This window comes from Thalassotalea fusca (assembly GCF_053485835.1).
Genome location: NZ_JBQRUN010000005.1, coordinates 129,716 through 153,103 on the forward strand (window position 1 = coordinate 129,716; position 23,388 = coordinate 153,103).

Genomic DNA, 23,388 nt, shown 5'->3' on the forward strand with positions numbered 1-23,388 from the left:
TAGCATGTCTGTTTGTCGAACTAAATCTCTCAAATCGAGGCAAAATAAAAATTCAATTCAGCAATAACTAAAAGGTGTGATTAATTGGTGAATATTGTTGAGAATTTATGCGATAATACGCGGTTCAATTTACGCATGGACTTGATATGAGAAAGATAGAAGTTCGTGGTGCTCGTACCCACAACCTGAAGAACATAAGTTTAGACATTCCACGCGATAAACTCGTTGTCATTACGGGATTATCGGGCTCAGGAAAATCATCACTAGCCTTTGATACGTTATATGCTGAAGGTCAGCGTCGTTATGTTGAGTCGCTATCAGCATATGCGCGCCAATTTTTGTCATTGATGGAAAAACCCGATGTAGATCACATCGAAGGCCTATCTCCCGCAATTTCTATAGAGCAAAAGTCAACCTCTCATAACCCAAGGTCAACGGTTGGTACGATTACCGAGATTTACGATTACTTGCGTTTACTATATGCGCGTGTTGGAGAACCACGCTGTCCTGAGCATCAACAACCTCTCGCGGCGCAAACAGTTTCGCAAATGGTTGATAAGGTGTTAGAACTGGATGAAGGCACCAAAGTGATGGTACTGGCACCAGTGCTACAAAACCGTAAGGGTGAACACGTAAAATTACTCGACAATTTAGCCGCTCAGGGATATATACGAGCGAGAATTGATGGTGAAGTATGCGACTTGTCAGATCCACCAACGCTTGAACTCCACAAAAAACATACCATCGAAGTAGTTGTAGACCGTTTGAAAGTTCGTGATGACATTCAGTTACGACTGTCAGAATCTTTCGAAACTGCCTTAGCGCTTACCTCTGGCACGGCCAAGGTGGCATTTATGGATGAACCTGATCGCGAAGAATTGTTGTTCTCTGCTAATTTTGCCTGTCCACAATGTGGTTACAGCATGCAAGAACTGGAGCCTCGCCTATTTTCATTTAATAATCCTGCGGGTGCTTGTCAAACCTGTGATGGCTTGGGTAATCAACAGTTTTTCGATCCAAATCGCGTCATTGCGAATCCTGAACTGAGCCTTTCTGGTGGAGCCATTCGTGGTTGGGATAAACGCAATTTCTATTATTTTCAAATGCTACAAGCGCTTGCTGACCACTACGGTTTTGCCGTTGATAAGCCGTTTGAGCAACTCGACGAAAAATCTAGAACAGCAATTTTATATGGTAGCGGCAAGCAAGAAATTGAATTCAAGTACATGAATGATCGCGGCGATATTGTCATTAGAAAACATCCTTTCGAGGGTATTTTGAATAACATGGATCGTCGCTACCGTGAAACAGAATCCAACGCAGTACGTGAAGAACTGGCTAAATACCTGAATAGCCAGCACTGTACCGATTGTTCAGGCAGTCGTTTACGCATAGAAGCGCGCAATGTATTTATCAACGATACGCCACTGCACCACGTAGTGGAGCTATCTACAGCAGAAGCTTTAGCATTTTTCCAAACCCTGCATTTAACCGGGCAGAAAGGCCAAATTGCAGAAAAAATACTGAAAGAAATCAACGACAGATTGGGCTTTTTAGTCAATGTTGGCCTCAATTACCTCAATCTTTCACGCAGTGCAGATACTCTATCGGGTGGTGAAGCCCAACGTATTCGATTAGCAAGCCAAATTGGCGCTGGCTTGGTTGGTGTAATGTATGTGTTGGACGAACCATCGATTGGTCTACATCAACGCGACAATGAACGCTTACTCAAAACACTTGTTCACCTGCGCGATCTTGGCAATACAGTGATTGTGGTTGAGCATGACGAAGATGCTATTAAGGCCGCAGATCACATCATCGATATTGGTCCAGGTGCTGGTATACATGGGGGCAATGTTATTGCCAGTGGCGGTTTAGATGACATTCTCAATAGTGAAGACTCACTTACAGGAAAATATCTATCCGGCAAAGAACAAATTGAACTACCGAAAGTGCGCACTCCTATCGACGAATCTCGTGTTGTCGAATTAAAAGGCGCAAGTGGTAACAACTTGAAAGACGTCGATTTGAGCATTCCTGTTGGGCTGATGACCTGTGTCACAGGTGTTTCAGGTTCTGGAAAATCTACGCTGATTAATGACACATTATACAAGCTTGCACATATCGAATTAAACGGTGCGACAACGCAAGAGCCGTCGCCATATAAGAGCATTTCTGGTTTAGAACTGCTTGATAAGGTCATCGATATTGACCAAAGCCCTATTGGTCGTACCCCGCGTTCAAACCCTGCAACATATACGGGTATATTTACTAATGTACGTGAGATATTTGCCGGAACACAAGAAGCCCGTTCAAGGGGATATAAGCCTGGACGCTTTAGTTTCAATGTGAAAGGTGGGCGCTGTGAAGCCTGTCAGGGTGACGGTGTAATCAAAGTTGAAATGCACTTTTTACCTGATGTCTATGTGCCATGTGATGTATGTAAAGGTGAACGCTATAACCGTGAAACACTGGAAGTGAAATACAAGGGCAAAAATATCCATCAAGTATTGGATATGACCATTGAAGATGCTTATGACTTCTTCTCTGCGATTCCTGCAGTTAAGCGTAAATTAAAAACCCTGATGGATGTTGGGTTAAGTTATATCAAGCTAGGTCAATCGGCTACCACTTTATCAGGTGGTGAAGCTCAACGGGTTAAGCTCTCGAAAGAGTTATCTAAACGTGATACAGGTAAAACGCTGTACATTTTAGATGAACCAACAACGGGCTTACATTTTCACGACATCAAGCAGTTAATGCATGTAATCCACCGTTTACGTGACCATGGCAACACCATAGTGGTCATTGAACACAATTTGGATGTTATCAAAACAGCTGACTGGATTATTGATTTAGGTCCTGAAGGGGGCTCTGGTGGTGGCGAGATACTCGTTGCGGGAACGCCAGAACAGGTTGCAGAGCACAAGTTGTCACATACGGCCCGCTTCTTAAAACCGCTACTTTAATCGATAAATAAAGGTCACGAAAACCACGCTTGGTAATTTTTTGCTGAGCGTGGTTTTTTATTTCTCTCCTGTGATCCTCTAATAATATAAGCCTCTACTGGTTCAACGCACTGTCACTCATCTATCATTAAATCAAAAAAGCACTAAATTAATCGCCAATTCAAAACCAAGTCTTGTTAAATCACAATTGAGAATAGCCAAAAGCCCCTATAAAAAATGTTGTGAAACTTCCCAACATTTTCACAACATTAATACAATGGCACATAATTACTTGTATTTACTATAGAAATAATTAAAACAGGGTTTTCGTAATGTTTAACCGATTGCTGTAGTTTTTTTGTCTTGCTAACGTCTAGTGGTCTCAAATTCGTGACGGATTTTTCACGATTGAACTTATTTCAGGAAGAAAGATGACATTGAGGATGTTAGTAATCATGAGTGCAGTTTTTACCATTACCGCTTGTACGCCAAACGCTCATACTAAAGAGCAATTGATAGAAGACAGTAATTCGCTTAATAGTGAATATATTAGCGAAAGCTATCACAACAAAGAAACGGCTGATGGTACGACTCCCATTAACCATGAAATTGAACGCATGCAACTAAACAATGGGCTAGATGTGTTGTTCACTCATGATCATCGTGTTACTGATACCACAATCAGCATAACCATTAACGCGGGTAGCTTTGCGGATCCAGAAGACGCTCAAGGGTTGGCCCACTATTTAGAACACATCATCGTAAATGGTGCCATTGAAGACGATTCACCAATATCATTGCGATCATTTATTCAAGATAACTTTGGCCATATTCAAGCGAGAACCACGTATTTACAGACAACATTTAACCTTACGTTCGACAGCGAACTAATACCCAATGTTTTGCCTGTACTCGCACAACAATTTAGCCAACCTAATCTTAAACGATTGTTGTCGCAACGGGATGAGGTCGCATTTAATGATGAGTGGCATTTAGCTAAGAATAAACTCCCCTTTATTCTGTATCGCATCAATGCCATGACCACTAATCATGCGCATCCTTACAGTCAATTTCATTTGGGCAATAGTCAATCTCTTGGCCAACTGAACCAACAAGAATTAATTCAATACTTAACACATTTTCATCAACAGTATTACGTAGCCGCGAACATGCAAATAGGCATTGTCAGTAATATCGCTTTGTCGGAACTACAAGAAAGCGTTGCCGAGAATTTCACTATTATTACGAGCGGAAAACGATTAAACAGCCACACTCACCTGCCCATTTTTCAGTCACAACATAAAAAGGTGAATATTCACGTTGATACGAGCTCTAATGAAAAGTTATTGATGCTGCAATTTCCTATCCAAATTTTAGAAGAATCAATTGAATTTTTGTCGCCGGAATATTTAGAGTTTCTCTTTAGTGTTCAACATAATAATGCGCTAACAACACAGCTTATTACCCAAGGTTTAATTCGCTATATGTCGCCTGCCATAGAGCCAAATCTCTATGGTCAAGAAGGTGCAGCAACGTTTACTTTTGGCCTGACGGAGCAAGGAATAGATCACAAGCAACATATACTATCTGCGTTTTTTAATTATATTGATATCATTAAAAAACAAGGTTTATCGGACTCACTGGCTCGCAGGTTTGCCCGACACATTGATAACCAAAATTCAAGCTACAGCGTTAACACGCCGTGGCATCGAGCACATCACCTGTCGACAACGCCTTATAATTCGATAGTAAACGCTGGACTTTACAAAGCCTTTAAAGGCTTAAATCAGGAAAGCTTACAGTCACTGTTGGCACAATTTACTACCGACAACTTGCGTGTCTGGCATATAAATGACAACCGTCCCACCACAAGGGAGGTCGACTTTGCTAACGCTTCATTTACTGTTAGACCATTGACTGAGGCCGACTTAGGTTTGATTGCATCGCAACAATCCACCTTGAATCTTCCCCTGTTAGAAGTACATGAAGCTACCGCTAAGGATTATGCATCTAACTCGACCATTTCAATCAGGCACATTGATTCATTAGCTCACGACGTTTATGACGCCCCAACTTGTCCTGAGACGGTATACAAATCACACGGTCTTATTGCGTGGCACAGTAAAAATACTAATTCTGCACAGCCACAAACATTTATTGGTTTGCGGTTGCGTAGTCATCAAGCGAGTAAAAGAAAAAATGCCCCGCTATTACTCAAGCTAGTATCCATTATTTGGTCAAAGTCACTTTTACCACTCAGAAACACAGCACAACTGCGCGACAACTTATCAACCTTGTCGAGTACTAATAACCAGAATGAGCTGTTTATCACCTTATCAGGTGCCAGTGACCAACATGTACGCTATGTAGAGCAAATTGTTGACCTATTCAAAACACTCTCTTTTACCGAGAATGACTTTGCTCAATCAGTTGAAGAGCTTAAATACTCCTTTGCCAACATAACCAATAGCTCTACGCTAGCCCAAACACAACATTATCTGCACGCTATTGCACTACAAGACGCTTCAGCCATGAATATCACTGATGCCTTAGTAATGTTGGACGAGATCGATTATCAGGCGCTACATAATTACATGACAACTTTTGTTGAAAGCATTGCGGTTGAGGTATTTGCCTTTGGTTCCATGTCTGCAGAAGACACTAAACAACTGGCCGTGAGCATAGAACAGCATTTGCAATTAGATCAGCAAGCCCAAGCGTCAGCGAAAACGACTAAAATAGTGCTCCCAAACTACTGTTCTTTAACTAAACGACATCATCAGAAACAAAGCAGTCGCAGTATCTCATTTGTAATCGAGCAACCCAGCATCGACACCATTGCGAATCATTTAGTCATTAAGAGCTTGCTGCAACATTCAAAACTGCATTCGACGAGCGAAATAATACCAACACAATGCCAAGTCTTATGTGTTCACCAAATGCTTAATGGGCACTCTGGATTAACAATTACTGCATTGAGTACAGAACAATCAACGAAACAACTAAAGCAAGCGCAAAACAACTGGTTGGCATTGGCATTTGAACACATAGACAGGCTAAGCCAATTTGAAATTGAACGTGCTAAGGAAGCAATTTATAAACGCCTTACTAATCCACGAAGGTCTTTCTATCGCGACGCTATGCCTTTGCTGGCAGATTGGCTAAATGATAATACCGGGTTTAACACTAAAGCGCAGGTAACTCGACAGTTACACTCGGTATCTCAACGTAGTGTGCAACACCAATTGGCTCGATTGCTAACTGGTAAGGAGACCAAAATATTACAGGTTACATTAAAGGGGGATTACACATAATTAGAACAAAATCCTTCTTTAATCGCAGGTCCAGTATGTAGCATTTATCCAGGGAGATATTGCTCGATACTGTTTGCCCTCCTACCATAGTTGGCGTGGTAGGAGGGCCTTTTTTTATACTAGCGTCTCAGCCTGACATTCATAACCAGAATGGGCTAATAACATGGTTGAATACAGGTAAGTTAATCGCTTGTTGTGGCCAACACTATTTCACAACAATTTCATCAGCAAAAATAAATGCCTCTTGCGCAGGTCTGATATGCCATGCTGGCAATTGCGAGATGTTCTTCGCTTTAATCCGCACGAACCGTGCACTTTTTTGCTCAACCGCCACTTGAAAACGCTTTCGCTGGTAGTCAGGCACGTCAGCCATGGTTACATATTCTTGCTGGCCGACCTTTGTAAATTCGTTACCATTATTCGATAACAAAAACTCGACAGTAGTAGGTAATAAAATCGAATGTAAAATGCTTTGTAAAAAACCGACGCTAATCGTGTTGATGCGCGTAATTTTTTCAAGGTCAATGGTCACATCTAAATCGCGTTGGCGATAGCCTTGCCACAGTGACGAGTAATCAGCACTCCCTAAAATACCGTCTGTTAATGCGCTTTGGCCGCCCCCGGTATATTGTTCATCAAATTGTGTTCCGTAACTCGCCTTTTTGCCCACGGCAAGGTGTGTTATTCGTTCAATTTCACCATACTTATTACCCGCAATAAAGTTGGCTAATGCGTCTGCCGCGTGTTGATTATGCGCTTCAATTGTTTTGCGTTTCACATTATCCACGGTTGGGAAAATGTGGATTGCATTGCCGCCAGCACTGGCCATAGTGACAATCACTTGATCACCTTTTTTCACTTCATGTTCTGTTATCGCAATTGCTGTTGGGTTGTGTTTGAAGTCTGTATTTTTGGCGTCACTATATATTTTTGCAATGTAGCGCGTGTTGGGCTGTAAAAAGTCGAGCGTTAACCTCAATTGTCTTGGATGTTCATCGGTGGTACTGCCAATAAACCATTGTTGCCCTTTTCGGCGCGCAAACACGGCAAAATCGCCAATCTCCCCGGCGAGTAACTTTGTTTCATCCCAATTCACTGGCACTTGTTTGATAAACTCAAATGCCGCCTGCTGCTGATAATTTTCTATCATATCTGCCGCCATCTGCATCGGACTATACAGCGTGACATACAAAGCAAGTTGACGCGCTAAGGTGCTATGAACACGATATTGCAGCTGAGGGTCGAATTGGATATTGAATATGCCCGGCGTATAGTCTAATGGCCCGGCTAATAAACGGGTAAATGGCAAAGTAGTGGTATGCTCTGGCGAGTTACCCTCACTCCAGCCATTCCATTCCATGCCACGCGCACCTTCACGCGTCATCATATTTGGAAACGTGCGGCGGATTCCTGTTGCTTTAATCGGTTCATGCACATTTAGCATAATATGATATTTTGCCGCCAGCTCTACCACCTTTCGATAATGATTCACCATAAATTGGCCGTGATGAAAATGCCCCGCTGGCCACATTTTTCCCGCATATCCAGTTTTAATAGCCTTAACACCATAGTAATGATAAAGCTTGAATGCCTGCTCTAGCTGCCCTTCATATAGGGGAATATTGCCACCCGTTTCATGATGGCCCATCAGCATTACTCCCTTACTTTGTCCGTATAAGGTGACTTCATTTAGATCAAAATCTGGATATGCTTGAGTAAAGTCCTGGACATTGTGACCAGTGTGCCAAGTTTCCCACCCCTTGTTCCAACCTTCTACCAATACCGCGTCAACTCCATGCTGGCTAGCAAAGTCGATATACTGCTTAGTGTTTTCCGTGGTCGCACCGTGATTCGGCCCAGCCTGCCAAGTGAACTTTCTCATGTGCATCGCCCACCATATACCGATGTACTTTATCGGCTTAATCCACGATGTATCCTTAATCGCGCTAGGCTCATTCAAATTAGCAATTATGTCCGATTCAACGAGCTCAGCCAAAGAATCTGCAATTTGTAACGTGCGCCAAGGCGTTTTGAATGGTGTTTCTGCTTTTACTTTTACACCATCCGGCCAAGGTACTAGATCACTTGTAAGGCTCAGCCTACTTTCTTCGGCTTTAACCAGTGCCATGCCAGCATAATTGGTCAACGCAGCTTCATGGAGACTAAAATACTGACCTTGCTTGCTTTTTAGTGTTATTGGGGTATTCGCTGCCTGCAAGTCAGATAGCTTACCTTTGTGGTACAAATGTTCATAACTGTCGTAATCTGCAGGAATTGACCACGAAGTATGATCATCAGTGAAGGCAAATGAGGTCAACTCAGCGGTAATGGCGAATTGCTTGAGGTTGTCCTGCTCAGGAAATTGGTAGCGAAAGGCAATCCCATCATCAAAGACGCGAAAAACAATGTCTAGTCGACGTGCAAGTTCATCGTTTTGTTGCAAATGAACCATTAGTTCACGATAGTGATTATCGATGCGCGAACGTTCTCCCCATACAGGCGTCCATTGTTCGTCAACGATAGAGTGCGACTGATCTATCAGCGTAAATTTATCTCGAAGCGCATTCTGTGATTTTAACTCAAAGCCCAACGCAGAGGTTGCTAGAATGATATTCTCACCAGAAAGTACCCGATAGGCCGGCCTACCATCAACTAAGGTGAACTCAACATTTATGTTTCTTGACGGAGAATGCACACTCAGTGTTGTTGAAGTGTTGGCATAGGTAATAAAAGCCAAACACCATAGAACCGATACAAGTAAGCCTGACTTTAGCAATTTATTTATCCTTTAGAACACATAGCGTTACGACAATATACTTGCCGCATCAAGCAGAGAACTGCCACGCTGGTCAGTAACCGCGTAATTAAAGCCCGGCTGAATACAATAAGAACCGTATTCTCCTGCTTTGTTTAACGCTAAAAAGCCTACTTGAAACGCTTTGTAGTCTCCTAGTTTTTGTGCAATTCGCTCTACCGCAGCCTGACAAGCTTGAGTCGGAGTCATGCCCTGACGCATCATTTCTACCACAAGATGGCAGCCAACCGTCTTAATCATCAGCTCGCCCATACCCGTTGCAGTAGCAGCCCCCACTTCGTTATCAACGTATAGTCCAGCACCTATGATTGGCGAATCACCTACACGACCATGCATTTTGTACGCCGCGCCACTGGTGGTACATGCACCAGACAAATTTCCCTGACGATCGAGCGCTAACATGCCAATGGTGTCGTGATTTTCAATATTTATCACTGGCTGATATTGCGATTCTTTCTTCCACGCTAACCAATCCTGTCTCGCTTGTTCGGTAAGTAAGTTTTCTTCATTAAAGCCTTGTTCCTTAGCGAAGTTTAACGCACCTTCACCAACCAACATCACATGAGGCGTTTTTTCCATAACCAGTCGCGCGACTGAGATCGGATGTTTGATGTTTTGTAGGCAAGCAACTGAACCACAGTTTTGATGTTCATCCATGATGCAGGCATCTAAGGTCACCACACCTTCACGATCAGGGTAACCGCCATAACCAACCGTACGCACAGCCGGATCCGCCTCAGGCACTCTTACACCAGCTTCCACAGCGTCAAGTGCACGCTCACCTTGTGCCAGTTTTTGCCATGCTGCGTGATTCGCAGCGAGTCCGTGTTCCCATGTAGATACTACGATAGGCTTATTCACTACCGTCTTTTTTTTGACTGAGTTTCGCGGTGCACTGGCCTGTGTTTTAAGCCCAGCAAGTCCAAACAGCGATGATCCTGCGAGAGAAAACTTGAGAAATTTGCGTTTGCTGATCATGTCAACGTCATCCCTATATTTGTTGTTATTCTGAATATTTAGCTCGAGCAAATGCAATAGCTCCTTGCTCGGGCGTACTTAAAGCGGGTGATAACACCGCGCAAATATCAGGAGCCAACCTATCTGACATTCTTGCGGCAATACCGCCAACGAGTGAGATTCTTGGTGGTTCAGCTTTACGCAATTGATGCACAACGGTTTCGATAAACTGTGCACTATGGCGTAAAATTTGTTCGGCAACCTCGTCACCTTGCTCAGCAATAGCAAAAACATCATAGGCTAACTGGCCATATTCACTGGCATTAGCCCCAAGATATCGTGCAGCGATGTCCATAGCACACGTACCAATTTTCGGTTGTAAGTGCTCAGCTAATAACGTCTTAGGGCCTATACCATCCATTGCTAGCATTACTGCCTGTATGGCCTGATAACCAATCCAAGAACCACTGCACTGATCCGCCATCAAAAAGCCGCAACCACCGATTAGCGTTTGCTTCTCTTTCACCAACGCCAATGCACTAAACCCGGTACCGACAATGGCAACTGCTCCATCACCACCGTTGTGCGCACCTAACGTTGCCACGACTAAATCATCAGTAAGAAACAGTCGATGAAATGGATGTTGCCACGACGCCATTAAAGCTACGTATTTTGGTAGATGGAGTCCCGCCAACCCAGCACCAACAATCAAGTAATTGTAGCTAATGGCGTGTTCAGGTATTTGCTGCAACGCCATGTCAATTGCCGCCATTATTGATTTAGTGACAGTTTCTTTGCCATGAGATGGATTGGCGCTACCACCAAATCCTTCCGCTAGCAAAGTGCCATCAGGTCGCTCGATACGCGCTCGACAATTCGTCGCACCGCCATCAATCCCGACATAGTAATATTGAGCATTCATTATTGTTCCTAGACTGTTCTTTATTACTTAAACTGAAACGTCAGCTTACCGCCAGCCATGATTTGCTGATACGTAACATAGTGCTGGTTAACAACTTCATCGTTATATTTCACTTGTTTGATGTAGTTTTCGCCATCGTTACCCAATCCGTTGATTTCCAGCGTTTTACTATCGTTTAACTGAAGGATTACTTGCTCGAACAGCGGCGTACCAAATACAAACTCCCCATTGGCCGGATTAACAGGATAGAAGCCCAAAGCACTGAAAATATACCAAGATGACATTTGTCCAACATCATCGTTGCCCGCAAGCCCGTCAGGATCTGCACGGTACATGATTTCTCGTATTTCCCGAATGCGGGCCTCGCCTTTCCAAGCCTGATCTGTAAAAGCATATAGGTAAGGAATATGGTGACAAGGTTCATTACCATGGGCATATTGGCCGATCAGCCCAGAAATATCTGGCGACACGTCTCCTTCCATCTTTGAACTCACAGTGAAAAGCGCATCGAGTTTATTCACAAATGCAGTTTGAGAACCAAATAACTCAATTAATCCATTAACGTCATGTGGTACGAACCAAGTGTATTGCCAAGCATTTGCTTCGGTGTAATCTGTGGTGCGATGATCAACATGCGTTGGGCTGAAATTTTTCACCCAGTCGCCACTTGCATCTTTACCGCGCATGAAACCAGTACTAAGGTCGAATAACGTTTTAAATGACTGTGCACGCTGACTGAAATATTGATAATCCGCCTGATTGTTAATAGCTTTTGCCAGTTGAGCAATAGCCCAATCGTCATAGGCGTATTCCAAAGTTTTCGACACCGCTTCGACTTCTAATTCAGAAGGAATGTAGCCATACTTAGCAAATAAATCGATACCAAAGCGCTGCTGCATAGCTGACTTCTTACTTGCCGCCAACAACTTTTTAGGATCAACGCTGGTAAGGCCTTTTAAATATGCATCTACCAACACTGGTACTGCGTGATAACCAATCATCACGTCGGTTTCATTTGACATCAAATCCCATGTCGGCAAGATGCCCGCTTCATCATGAAACGCCATCATGGATTTCACTAAATCGTCCACCATTTCCGGGTTGGTGATCGTTAGCAATGGGTGAAGTGCACGGAAAGTATCCCATAATGAGAACAGTGTGTATCGCGTATAGCCTTCGGCATGTTGAACATTACCATCAGCGCCGAAGTAAGCGCCATCTACATCACTAAATACATGCGGTGCAAGGAATGAATGATAGAGCGCGGTATAAAATTTGGTTTTTGACTGATTATCGTCACTGGTCACCGAAATCTTGTTTAGCTGCTTACGCCACTGATTTTCAGCTGCTTGTCTAACTTGTGCAAATGTCGATTGCGCCGCTTCAGCAGCCAAATTTTTTCGTGCACCTTCTATGCTGACGTACGAAATCCCCACTTTTACCGTTAATTCGCTATTTCTAGCGCGCTCAAAACGCAATACCGCTTCTGTTTTTTCAGCTTGCGTGGAGGCGCCAGCAATGGCTTTGCGCTCTTGGTACAATTGATAATCAAATGGTTGACTAAACTGCATCACAAAGTAAACAGGCTGATTCTTCGCCCACCCAGTCGATTTTCGATGACCCACTAATGTTGTGTCATTTTCTACCTTGAAATAAGTATCCACGGCTTTGTCATAATTTTGGGCAAAACCTAAATCGACAAGCAATTGAGGTACGCCTTGATCACCAAAGGTATACTTATGCACACCAACACGCGTAGTCGCAGTTAATTCAGCCTTAATATCTTCTTTAGGTAAATAAACCGCGTAGTATCCTGCAGATGCCTGTTCATCTGACTTTTGATACTTAGCATGGGTACGGCCAATGTCATTTTCTGTATTTTCAGGGTAAGAAGACACAAATGGCATCACCAGAATGTCGAGTAAATCACCAACACCAGTGCCCGACAAATGAGTATGACTAAATCCCACTAACGTATCATCAGAGTAATGATAACCTGATGTCCAATCCCAGCGCTCTTTGGTTAAATTATCAGGACTTAATTGCACCATGCCAAAAGGAACTGTGGCACCGGGAAAGGTATGCCCATGTCCCCCCGTTCCTATGAATGGGTCAACGTAATCTAGTACACCACTACCAATGTTAGCATTCGCATTCGAATTAACATCGGCTTTCACTGAATTCGACGACGGTGTTGCTGATGCTGTCGTTGTCTTGTCACCACCACAACCAAACAACATACAACTGGCCACGAGACTTATCTGGATAATCTTTTTCATAACTGCCTTTATTCTTCTTTATTCACGTTTGCCTTTGGCAAACTTTTAATTCTCAAGCTTGTCATACCAACTTTTCTTTAAGAAATAACTGGTGGCAGCGAGTACAAAAAACGTTATCGCCATTGCATGGTATTCTCTTACCACCAAATAAATCGGTAGTAGTACCAAACACAGTTGCCACACAACGCCAACCGCGACGTTAGTTAAATCACGCGCACAAGCATTGCCACTGACAAAGTCAGGATCTTGAGCGACCACTTTTTCATGTATTGGTTGCCACACGCCCCATGGACGTACGTTGCGATAAAATGTCATCAACACTTCGTCTTCTTCTGGCGGTGTCAATAACGTGCCCGCAATCGAACCAAACAGCCCCGCGGCTAGCAAGTATGGAAAAGCGAACAGCGGTTGCATCTCTGAAAACAACAACGGCAATGCCAATGAGGCTATCAAGCCAGACATCATGCCCCAAAAGTAACCATAAGCATTAAAGCGCCACCAATGCCATTTGAGCACATTCGCGGCAGCGTAACCGCCAAACAATGCACCAAATATCCATTGCATAACGTCGTTAATGGTAGTGATGACAAAGCCTAAGCCAACACCACACACCACCAACAAGGTAGACGCCAGATAGCTCATGCGAATGTACTCTTGATCAGTGGCATTTGGTCGAAAGTAACGCTTATAAATATCGTTAACGATGTAAGCAGGAGCTGCATTCACTGTTGCAGCATAGGTCGACATGAACGCAGCTAATAAGCCAGCAATCAGCAGGCCACTTAAGCCCACGGGAATAAAGTTACTGATTGCGTACGGTAGTATTTGTTCAAAATCAAATGGCTGCTGACTTGCTTGAATTTCAGGCCCCATATAAACAATGGCCAAAATTGACAGCCCAGCAACCATCATATAGCGCGGAAAAAACATCACTAGTGAAACAATTCCACTCATTTTTGCGGCTTCTTTCGGGTTTTTGGTCGCCAGAATTCGCTGCATATCATAATTCGGCACAGGGCCCGCCATGCTCGACAGTACCCCTTTGAACAGCATCATCATGAAAAAGAAGCCAAACAGCGTAAAACCATCATCGGTAATCTTTTGATTAACTGAGTCAATGAGTCCTTGCCAATTGAGCTCCAACTGCCAACCAAATGAGATCGACATCCATCCCTCTGGCACTGCTGCGTTAAGCGCTTCGCTAGAGACCATGTTCATTGCAATAACCCCAACTGCAATTGCCGCCACGGTCATAATGACAAACTGCAATAACTCCGTGAATACAACGCTGAACATGCCGCCTTTCACTACGTAAAGCGTGGTAATCGTAAAAATGATTAATGCATAGGTGTCGGCTGACAAATCCCATGGGAAGAAGATCACGGCAAACTTGCCAATACCTTTAAAAGCATAGGAGATAAAGCCAATGGCACTCACAATAGCAAAAATAACCACCGCGATATGCGACAATTCAGCGCCACGCCCAGTACCGAAGCGACTACGCAGCCATTCGGCGCCAGTCATCACATTGGATCGTCTGAGCCAGGCTGATAAGTAAATCATTAAGAAGACTTGATTGAATATCGGCCATATCCAAGGTAACCAGGCGCTTTTTAGCCCATAAACAAAACACATGGAAACCAGCCACATCGTGCCTGTGATATCAAACATCCCTGAGGCGTTAGATACGCCAAGCACCCACCAAGGGATGCGCTTGCCACCAAGAAAGTAGGCATCCAAATTCTTACTGGCCCGTTTAGACAAGTAAAATCCAATAGCAATCGTACCAATGAGATACGAAGCAATAATTATTAAATCAATGGGTTGTAAACTCATTCTTATTCTTCTATTTGCGTGCGCTCGAAACTATCAACCAATGACCTTACCTGCAAATGACTCAATAAAGAAGCTTGTTGCCTTGCGGTGAGCCCTTCCATACGTATGCGTACCGTTTTTGATTCTTTCGGTAACATGTCAAAGAAATTGTCTGAAAAATTGGCCGCCAGCTGTTGCTCATTGCCAATAACTTCGTTCAAAGATAAATGCACTTGCCGAGCCACGCAGTCGCTCACTAATGTCACCATCACAAAATCGTCTGCGTAGTCGCAACTGACGCCAAAAACAGGTTTATGTAGTTGTTGCGCTTTGGTAGGCACAAAATAATGAAAGTCCTCATGCAGTAATACAGCTGATTGCGAGCCACTTTGTTGGCACGAAAACAAACGTGCAACGAATACCAGTTCACTAACTTCATAGCCTGCACAAATTTCGTCCAAATTTAGTGTTACATATTCGTTGCTGCTATTTGCTGCAATCACCAAATCAGAGGTTTGTTGCCAAACGTCTTCACCAGACAGTGTGCTTAATCTAAGTTGTAGTTGGCATTCGATATCGTTCCGTTTGTCCGATACTAAACGTACCTGCAGTTGTTCGGCTTGCCTATCAACAAATACAGACACCGGCGTAAAGCTACGTTTAGCCTGGTAATGCAAGGCTTTCCAGTGACCATAGTAATCAATGCTTGACCATGAAGCGACAGGCCAACAATCGTTAAACTGCCAATAGAGCGATCCCATACAAAACGGCATAGCACTGCGATGTGCTTCAAAGGCAATTTTTAATCCTAGCGCCTGTTGTACCTGACTTAAATAAAGGAAACTATCAAAGTCTCGTGCCGCAGGAAATTCGTCGCGCATATACTGGGCGATCAGGCTATTACCTCGAGGGTGCTTTTGATGCGTTTTCATCACACTCGAATCTAAGTGCCAATCTTCCGGTTCTGAGTAGCGTTTTACCGACGACATCATCGGAAATGATTGAAAACCATATTCACTCATGAAACGCGGCACGCGGTGTTTGTATTGTTCAAACGGCTCTTCGCCATGCCATACGCCCCAATAATGATTATCTCCTCGGTTATCATCTTCTCGCTTTTCCCAAAATCCTATGGGCGAGGACGAGAAGTAAAAGCGATCAGGATCATATTTGGCAGTCAATGTGGGCAACACATCATTGAATAACAAGTTGTACTCTTGTTTAAGACGATCATACAGGTCATCTGAGTAATTAAATGTGGTCGGCCAGTGCCAAAATTCAATGCCCATTTCTGTTTCATTATTGCCACACCATAGCGCCAAGCAGGCGTGGTTACGCAAGCGTTTCACGTTGTATTCGACTTCTTGGCGTACATTATCAATGAATGCATCGTCTGCTGGATACAAACTACAGGCAAACATGAAATCCTGCCAAATCAAGATACCGTATTCATCCGCTAAGCGATAAAATTCGTCACTCTCATAAACACCACCACCCCAAACACGTAACATGTTCATATTGGCATCTACAGCATCAGTGAATATGCGTTGATATTTCTCATTGGACACGCGCGAAAGAAAACTGTCGGACGGGATATAATTCGCCCCTTTCATAAAAGTAGGCTCACCATTCACTTTTAAATAGAAGGACTCACCATGTTCATCTTGTTCATTAACCACTTCGATTGTACGTATGCCCACAGGGAGCGTACGTTGTTCAATTGCGCCAAACTTATCAACAAAGCGTATGTGAAATTGATGAAGAAATGCCTCACCTAAACCATTGGGCCACCATAGCTTAGGTTGTTTAATGATGACGTTGAGTGAATGAACGGACTCACCTTTGCTATTGATAGCTACAGGGCTTGAGATAACCTTGATGCCGTCCACATTGTCACAAGATAATTCAATGACACCATCGACCGGAAACAAGCTGTCGAGAGTTACGTCAAATGACAATTCAGCTTGCGCTGTCGATACTGACAGCTGTCTCACATGTACGTCCGCGATACGAGTTTTGTCGACATACTCTAATGATATATCGCGCCAAATACCGGAAGTAACAAACCTTGGTCCCCAATCCCATCCAAAATGGTAGGGTGCCTTGCGTGAAAAAACGCTCAATCGCTCTTCTGATTTGTCATTTTCAGCGGGATAAGTAAATCCATTAGCTAAGTATTGCGGCATAGTTTCTTTAATCGGTGAACGAAACTGAATCAATAGTTCGTTGTCACCCGCCCTAATCCATTGCTTACAAGGTACTCGATGACCTACAAACATGTTTTTGCTCGCCAGAATATGAATGCCGTTGAGGTAGACATCGCAGTAAGTATCTAACCCTTCAAAAACCAATGTCAGTTCACAATGCAGTAATGACACGGAATCCACTGTAAACGTGCGCTTATATTCCCAATCCTCGTGCTCTATCCACTGTAGTTTATGTTCTTCATCACGGTAGAAAGGGTCATTGATTATGCCATTGGTGGACAAGTCGGAAAAATTACAACCGGGCACTTGCGCTGGCAGCCAGTCTTGCTCACCACCTTGGCGAAATTGCCATTGGCCGTTTAACGACAATGTCGTTGTGTCTGCCGATGGCATTTGTACTTGAACTGGCGTATTTACTTTTTTAAGCATAATTTTGTTACTTCATCCTACTCTGGGAAATTATTGACGCATGGCGCGAAAATGGTTGATTGCATAAGCTGATTGGCGAAGCCATGTTAAGTAGCGGCTTCTACCAGCTCTCTTACCTTTTGTGGGTCAATAACGTCGTTAACCTCACTGCTATGGGACAAAACACTGGAATAGGCGTGGTACGAAAAACGGCCATTTGCTTGAACAAATGCGGTGTTTAATTGCTGTATCTGATTAACATTGACCCCACCAGCTACAACAATCTCCAACGAATCACCAGCAAGCGCAATTAACTCGCACAAGAATTGTTGATTATCAGTAGCTTGTGAATGGCTTCCCCATTTACCACCGGAGGTTAATACTCGTTTTACTTTCCATTCATTAAGTTGATTTAGTGCAGATTTACGATCGGCAATCACATCGAATGCTCGATGGACACTAACCGACAACTCTAGTTGGTGTGCTAACATAATTAACTCCTCCATGACGGTGTAGTCGAAATCAGAGCCAACTGAATTAGTTGCTCCCAAAACAACACCATTTGCCCCATTGTCTGCCGCCGATTTGATGTGTTCGCGCAAAAGGTTTATCTCTGTTCCATCATAGTGAAAATCACCACCACGAGGACGCGCCATAACCAGTAACTCAACGCTATTTTTGGATGCTGCTCTCGCGGTAGCAATGGCGTGACGGCTTGGTGTTAGTCCGGCTTTATCCATTTGTGCACACAACTCAATACGCGCAGCACCGGCATGACAAATGCTTTCTACTTGTTGCGCCAGAACCGCTTGGGTATCACTCGCCAGACAAATTTCAATGGCTGCCATTAGCGTACGTCCAATTGACCAATATAGGTTGTTAAAGCCTCAGGTTGGCCTGCTTTAACGCTCAGAGAAATACGTGAAACAATACTTTTCGCGTAGTCACCAAGCGCAAGTTTACGCGTTTGCCACACGCCCACTTCACCCGTCAACGGTTGTGAAATAATTTCTCCGTCTAAGGTTTCGAGTGTTAACGAAATATGCTGCCCCGCTTGTTGATGCATAAACGTAACTGCCAGCTCTGCATTATCATGAAGCGTCAATGATGTGTGATAGAGCGGAATATAGTTTCCTTTTCCTTTTGCTGGCGCTTGAATCGCTAGTGAATTGCCACCTTGATATACGTGGTCAAAGTCGTAGAAAACCTGTGTGTCTGGCTCACCTTGAACGGCAAACTGCCAAGTCGGTAAGATGTCTTGTTGGCTTACATCATGCCATGCACGCTGAATCATCTTGCCTTGATTCGCTTTTACGCGGCCATGTCCCGTGTTAAAGCTAGTCGAAAATGGTAAGGATAAGGCTGGGGCTTTTGCTGGTACGTAGCGAGCAATTCCCGGCCAGTGCTGCGCTAAATCGTCGGTATAAATATTGAGGTCGTCACCAGCAAATAACCGTACTTCTGCGTCATGAAAACGTCTCACATCATTTGCATCATTTTTAAAATGACTGAATGCTGCACGCTGCTCATTCCCCACATAAGTGAAATTCACATCGTTAGCAAATAGTGCGATTGAACTGAGACCTTGGGTGCCGTTGTTGGTAAATAACGCGTCTAGCCACTGTCGGCGCTCATAAATTCGTTGCGCATTACGCATAGGCGATAAATCTGCACCAAAATAGAGATCGTAAGGCGAGCGCCCAAGTTGTTTGGCAAAATGATGTGATTGTTCAACCATTTCACCATTCCACCAGTAATTAAGAAACATCGCATCGCTGGCACGTTTTTTATTACCTTGTGATAGCTGGAAAAAATCGGCATTTCGCTCATTCAGCTGGTTTTGCCACCTAACCGTGCCGTCAAGCAACATCGCGTCATACCAGTGTATTTCCATTTCATCTGGCGCAAGCTCTGTCAGGTACAGCATGAACGCTTGCACTTGCTTGGCCACCTTAGCTGCACGCTGGGTTTGAAACTGCCCCTCTACTAGATTGCCGTCTTCGTCTTTAATTCGTGTCAGGTCTGTTTCAGGATTAATCAACCAACCATCAAATCCGTAGAATGATGCAATTGCTACCAGTTGATGTGCTAATGGGAATCGGCCCTGAGCGTCTTGTTGAACCATGCGTTCAACGGTCTCAATATTGCCGCCATACTGAGCTACCGCCAAGTACACTGTTCCTATAACTTTCACACCATTTTTGTGGGCCGCTTCTACCCAAGGTTTCGATGGTAAACTCACCGTTTCATTGGCGGTACCTGCGAACCAATTTATGACGTCGATATGTGACCAATGGGTAAAATTATATAAATTGAATTGCGATTGCTCGCCAAGATAATTGGCCAAATTATTCATACCGTCTGGCGCGATAAGCACTTTTACGTTGCCATCAAGCCGCTCGGTGCGGTTACCCAGTTCAGCCACCACACGAGGCTGCAATGGCATTGTTGCGATGTGGCGCTTATCGGCTAGGGATGAGTCAGGCGACCATTGCTCTAATTGCGCTACGGTCAACGACAATGGCGGCTGATTGTTATTTATCTTTGCCTTAGCCCAAGATGACGATGCAAGCACCGATAAGGAGAGTAGCAAGGCTGTAGAGAGTTTAATTGTCATAAGTAACTATTACTGATTATTGGTAATTATTGTTTTAGTTATTCTAGCGTGTGTTGATTTAAGTAATATCGGTTTGAAGTGGTGATAACTAACCACTTCAAAGCGATAGTCCCTATCAATAGCCCAAGTCTGCGTGCATGTGCCGTGTGTGTTGGGAGAAATACACATGCACGCAACTTGAACATACTCCTAATCTTGCATATCAATGCCGATGAGTTCGATTTCAGCAATTTGCATCAACGTATCATCGCCTTTGTTTTTAGTAACATTGATACGGTAGCTGGTAAATGCAAAACCATTGCCGAACTCAAATAACTGACGTTGAAAACGTTCATCCCATGACTCACCTATCCAACTAGCAAGTGTTGTCCAGGTTGCTCCGCCATCGTTTGAGCCTTGAATATTAAAGTTTTCAGGGTCTCTGTTGTCGGCATCATTTGCACTGGTAATAGCCAATGAGCTAACAATGCTTGCGCTTGGTAAGTCAATTTGTACCCAAGCAGGATTTTCTTCGCTCGGTGCCCCCGCCCAATCGTTGTGATCTAACCACTTAGTATTCACGTCATCATCGAATGCTTTACTCTCGTGTTCACCATCACCGATGCGGTTACGAGCCGTGATAGTGACACCCGCTCTACTTGAATGATCGATCGCCTGATATTGCGGCCCTACGAGTGCAATCTCAGCAATCTGCATTAGTCCATCATCACCTTTATTCTTAGTGATATTAAAGCGATAGTAACTATAAGCAAGGTCATTGCTAAAGCTAAGAGCTTTACGTTCAAAGCGATTATCAAATGATTCACCTAAAAACTCCGCCAACATTACCCAGTTTTCACCATCATTTGACGCTTGCACATTAAAGTTTTCTGGGTCACGGGCATCAGCATCATTAGCGCTGACCAAAATCAGTTTATTCACTGTTTGTGGTTGTGGTAATTGCACTTGCACCCACGACGGATTTTCAATAGATGGAGCACCAGCCCAATCATTGTGATCTAACCACTTTGTATTGACATCGCCGTCAAACGCTTTGGTTTCGTGTTCACCATCACTAATACGATTACGTGCTGTGATAACAACATCAGGCGCCATGGCATGATTCAAATCTGGTAGCTTAGGACCGATTAATTCAATCTCGCCAATTTGCATTAACCCATCATCACCTTTGTTTTTAGTGATATTGACGCGATACGTTTGAAATGCCAACGTATTGTTAAAATTGAATAATTTACGTTCAAAACGATTGTCGAATGACTCACCTAACCAAGTACCTAGTGTTACCCAAGTTTGACCGCCATCATTTGAACCTTGCACATTAAAGTTTTCCGGATCACGCGCATCGGCGTCATTCGCGCTCGTCAAACCCAGCACATTTACAGCGACTGCATCAGTAAAATCTACCTGAATCCATGAAGGGTCGTCTTCGGAAGGCGCACCAGCCCAATCATTGTGGTCGAGCCATTTAGTTTCAGGGTTGCCATCAAACGCCATGCTTTCAGCCTCACCATCGCTAATACGATTTCTCGCAGTAACTGTTTTACCCGCGTCATTTGAATGAGTCGCACTTGGATAAATAGGGCCAACAAAAGCAATTTCAGCAAGTTGCATTAAGCCATCATCACCTTTGTTCTTGGTAATGTTTAACTTGTAATAGCTGTATTCAAGCGCATTGCTAAAGCGGAAGCCTTTTCGTTCAAATCGCTCATCGAATGACTCACCTAAGAATTCAGCTAAAGTCACCCAAGTTTGTCCGTCGTGCGATGCCTGAATGTTGAAGTTTTCAGGGTCGCGCGCTGGCGCATCATTAGCACTGGTGATAAATAGCGTGCTTACCGCTTGTGGTTCAGCGAACTGTACTTGAATCCATGATGGATTGTCAGCAGTTGGCGCGCCAGCCCAATCATTATGATCAAGCCATTTGGTGTCTGGGTTGCCATCAAACGCCATCGATTCGGCTTCGCCGTCACTTATGCGATTGCGTGCCGTTATTGTCGCACTCGCCATATTCGCAACTGTCGTAATTTCGTGTACCGGACCTGACGATTCATTCTGTTCGAACAACGCGAGTTCAACATCAACAATGCTATCTGCAGTCAAACCAAATGCCTGTACAACCGAACTTTCGTTCAATGCCTCAGCCAAAGGCTGTCTAAGTGCCACTAACGCATCAGGATTACCTGCCAACGCAGCTTCTAAGTTCGCGTAGGCGCTGGCCAAAGCAGCGCTTTGATTATACCCTTCGTCAAACTGTGAGAACGCGCCATTGAGCATCGAAAGAAAGGCAATATCTGCATCAACATACGTATCGGTACACTGTTCTTCTGTGACTTGATTACCATCGTCATCTACAACAGCATCACCGTTCTCGTCTGTGACCGCTACTTGCTCGCAGCTAGTTTCTAAAATGAAGTTGTCGGTTGATTCCGCGCTGACCAATGATTGTGTGAAAACATTGATATTTTTACCGTCGTAACCTAACGCCTTTAGCACTAACGTAGAGTATTCTGCCTGTGCTAATTCCAATAACTGTAAGGTTGAAACATTGCGCCCTTCGGCGATATCTCGTTCAATTAGCTTTGTCGCGAAGGTAGTAAAGACATTGGCATTGAACGATGCATCAGTAACACCATCTGATGAAGCACCATATGGTACTGCCAGATAGGTTAATGTTGATAATTCTGTACCCGCTATAGCGTTACCCGTCACCATTGATCCCATACTAGTGTCACCACAAGCAGCAGCGTCACACGTCATCATAGTGCTAGCATCGGCCTTTACACTCACTTTAATGATGCTGTTAATACCAAACCCTGCATCGCCATGCACCGTTATGTTCGCACTGCCTTCAGCATTAGTTTGTGGGCTATCGTTTTCGATGGATAGCGCAGAGCCATTGAGTGCTTTAACCGAGACGTTGGCGTATGCCATCGTACCTTTTATGGCATTACCGCCGATATCTGCAAATGTAGTATCCAGTGTAACTGGGACATTTTCCGCTTTGGGGTCGTCACTGCTACCGCCACACCCGGTCAACGCAGCGAGCGCTACCGCCATTGATGTCGCGACAACTGAGAATCTTGAGTTTTTCATTATTCTTCCTCTA

At 44.0% G+C, this 23,388-nt stretch carries 11 protein-coding genes; 2 read left to right on the plus strand and 9 right to left on the minus strand.

What is annotated here, in order from left to right; translation table 11 throughout:
- Window positions 1–146 precede the first annotated feature (146 nt).
- Together uvrA and ACSLUK_RS08300 are read left to right on the plus strand one after the other, a co-directional pair.
- Window positions 147–2,969, plus strand: coding sequence for an excinuclease ABC subunit UvrA (gene uvrA / locus ACSLUK_RS08295; protein WP_448548082.1), 2,823 nt, complete (start codon window positions 147–149; stop codon window positions 2,967–2,969).
- Between the two features lie 434 nt (window positions 2,970–3,403).
- Window positions 3,404–6,262 carry an insulinase family protein gene (locus ACSLUK_RS08300; RefSeq protein WP_448548083.1) on the plus strand — a complete coding sequence of 953 codons (2,859 nt, stop codon included), beginning with the start codon at window positions 3,404–3,406 and terminating at the stop codon, window positions 6,260–6,262.
- A 205-nt stretch (window positions 6,263–6,467) separates the two neighbouring features.
- On the opposite strand, the gene ACSLUK_RS08305 is transcribed toward ACSLUK_RS08300, so the two are convergent.
- The 9 genes from ACSLUK_RS08305 to ACSLUK_RS08345 form a co-directional block, all read right to left on the minus strand.
- Entirely contained in the window at window positions 6,468–9,038 is a 2,571-nt protein-coding gene (locus ACSLUK_RS08305; protein ID WP_448548084.1) for a glycoside hydrolase family 97 N-terminal domain-containing protein, read from the minus strand.
- A gap of 27 nt (window positions 9,039–9,065) precedes the next feature.
- Complete coding sequence (locus ACSLUK_RS08310; RefSeq protein WP_448548085.1) at window positions 9,066–10,055, minus strand: isoaspartyl peptidase/L-asparaginase family protein; 990 nt, start codon at window positions 10,053–10,055, stop codon at window positions 9,066–9,068.
- Between the two features lie 25 nt (window positions 10,056–10,080).
- Window positions 10,081–10,956 carry a glucosamine kinase nucleotide-binding domain-containing protein gene (locus ACSLUK_RS08315; protein ID WP_448548086.1) on the minus strand — a complete coding sequence of 292 codons (876 nt, stop codon included), beginning with the start codon at window positions 10,954–10,956 and terminating at the stop codon, window positions 10,081–10,083.
- A 23-nt stretch (window positions 10,957–10,979) separates the two neighbouring features.
- Complete coding sequence (locus tag ACSLUK_RS08320; RefSeq protein WP_448548087.1) at window positions 10,980–13,235, minus strand: GH92 family glycosyl hydrolase; 2,256 nt, start codon at window positions 13,233–13,235, stop codon at window positions 10,980–10,982.
- 45 nt (window positions 13,236–13,280) lie between these two features.
- Window positions 13,281–15,071 carry a sodium:solute symporter family protein gene (locus tag ACSLUK_RS08325; RefSeq protein ID WP_448548088.1) on the minus strand — a complete coding sequence of 597 codons (1,791 nt, stop codon included), beginning with the start codon at window positions 15,069–15,071 and terminating at the stop codon, window positions 13,281–13,283.
- A 2-nt stretch (window positions 15,072–15,073) separates the two neighbouring features.
- Window positions 15,074–17,686: a beta-mannosidase gene (locus ACSLUK_RS08330; protein ID WP_448548089.1), complete on the minus strand. Its 2,613-nt coding sequence runs from the start codon at window positions 17,684–17,686 to the stop codon at window positions 15,074–15,076.
- 86 nt (window positions 17,687–17,772) lie between these two features.
- Window positions 17,773–18,513, minus strand: a complete 741-nt coding sequence (locus tag ACSLUK_RS08335; protein ID WP_448548090.1) for a copper homeostasis protein CutC — start codon at window positions 18,511–18,513, stop codon at window positions 17,773–17,775.
- The gene (locus tag ACSLUK_RS08340; protein ID WP_448548091.1) at window positions 18,513–20,282 is read right to left on the minus strand and encodes an endo-beta-N-acetylglucosaminidase; all 1,770 of its coding nucleotides are present in this window, start codon (window positions 20,280–20,282) and stop codon (window positions 18,513–18,515) included. The genes ACSLUK_RS08335 and ACSLUK_RS08340 overlap by 1 nt, the downstream gene beginning before the upstream one ends.
- 189 nt (window positions 20,283–20,471) lie before the next feature.
- The gene (locus ACSLUK_RS08345; protein ID WP_448548092.1) at window positions 20,472–23,375 is read right to left on the minus strand and encodes a discoidin domain-containing protein; all 2,904 of its coding nucleotides are present in this window, start codon (window positions 23,373–23,375) and stop codon (window positions 20,472–20,474) included.
- Window positions 23,376–23,388: the final 13 nt, after the last annotated feature.

Bases quoted from the DNA above. Each gene is read 5' to 3' on its own strand.
- uvrA (WP_448548082.1), top strand. From the start codon at position 147: ATGAGAAAGATAGAAGTTCGTGGTGCTCGTACCCACAACCTGAAGAAC.
- ACSLUK_RS08300 (WP_448548083.1), top strand. From the start codon at position 3,404: ATGAGTGCAGTTTTTACCATTACCGCTTGTACGCCAAACGCTCATACT.
- ACSLUK_RS08310 (WP_448548085.1), bottom strand. From the start codon at position 10,055: ATGATCAGCAAACGCAAATTTCTCAAGTTTTCTCTCGCAGGATCATCG.
- ACSLUK_RS08315 (WP_448548086.1), bottom strand. From the start codon at position 10,956: ATGAATGCTCAATATTACTATGTCGGGATTGATGGCGGTGCGACGAAT.
- ACSLUK_RS08320 (WP_448548087.1), bottom strand. From the start codon at position 13,235: ATGAAAAAGATTATCCAGATAAGTCTCGTGGCCAGTTGTATGTTGTTT.
- ACSLUK_RS08325 (WP_448548088.1), bottom strand. From the start codon at position 15,071: ATGAGTTTACAACCCATTGATTTAATAATTATTGCTTCGTATCTCATT.
- ACSLUK_RS08330 (WP_448548089.1), bottom strand. From the start codon at position 17,686: ATGCTTAAAAAAGTAAATACGCCAGTTCAAGTACAAATGCCATCGGCA.
- ACSLUK_RS08335 (WP_448548090.1), bottom strand. From the start codon at position 18,513: ATGGCAGCCATTGAAATTTGTCTGGCGAGTGATACCCAAGCGGTTCTG.
- ACSLUK_RS08340 (WP_448548091.1), bottom strand. From the start codon at position 20,282: ATGACAATTAAACTCTCTACAGCCTTGCTACTCTCCTTATCGGTGCTT.
- ACSLUK_RS08345 (WP_448548092.1), bottom strand. From the start codon at position 23,375: ATGAAAAACTCAAGATTCTCAGTTGTCGCGACATCAATGGCGGTAGCG.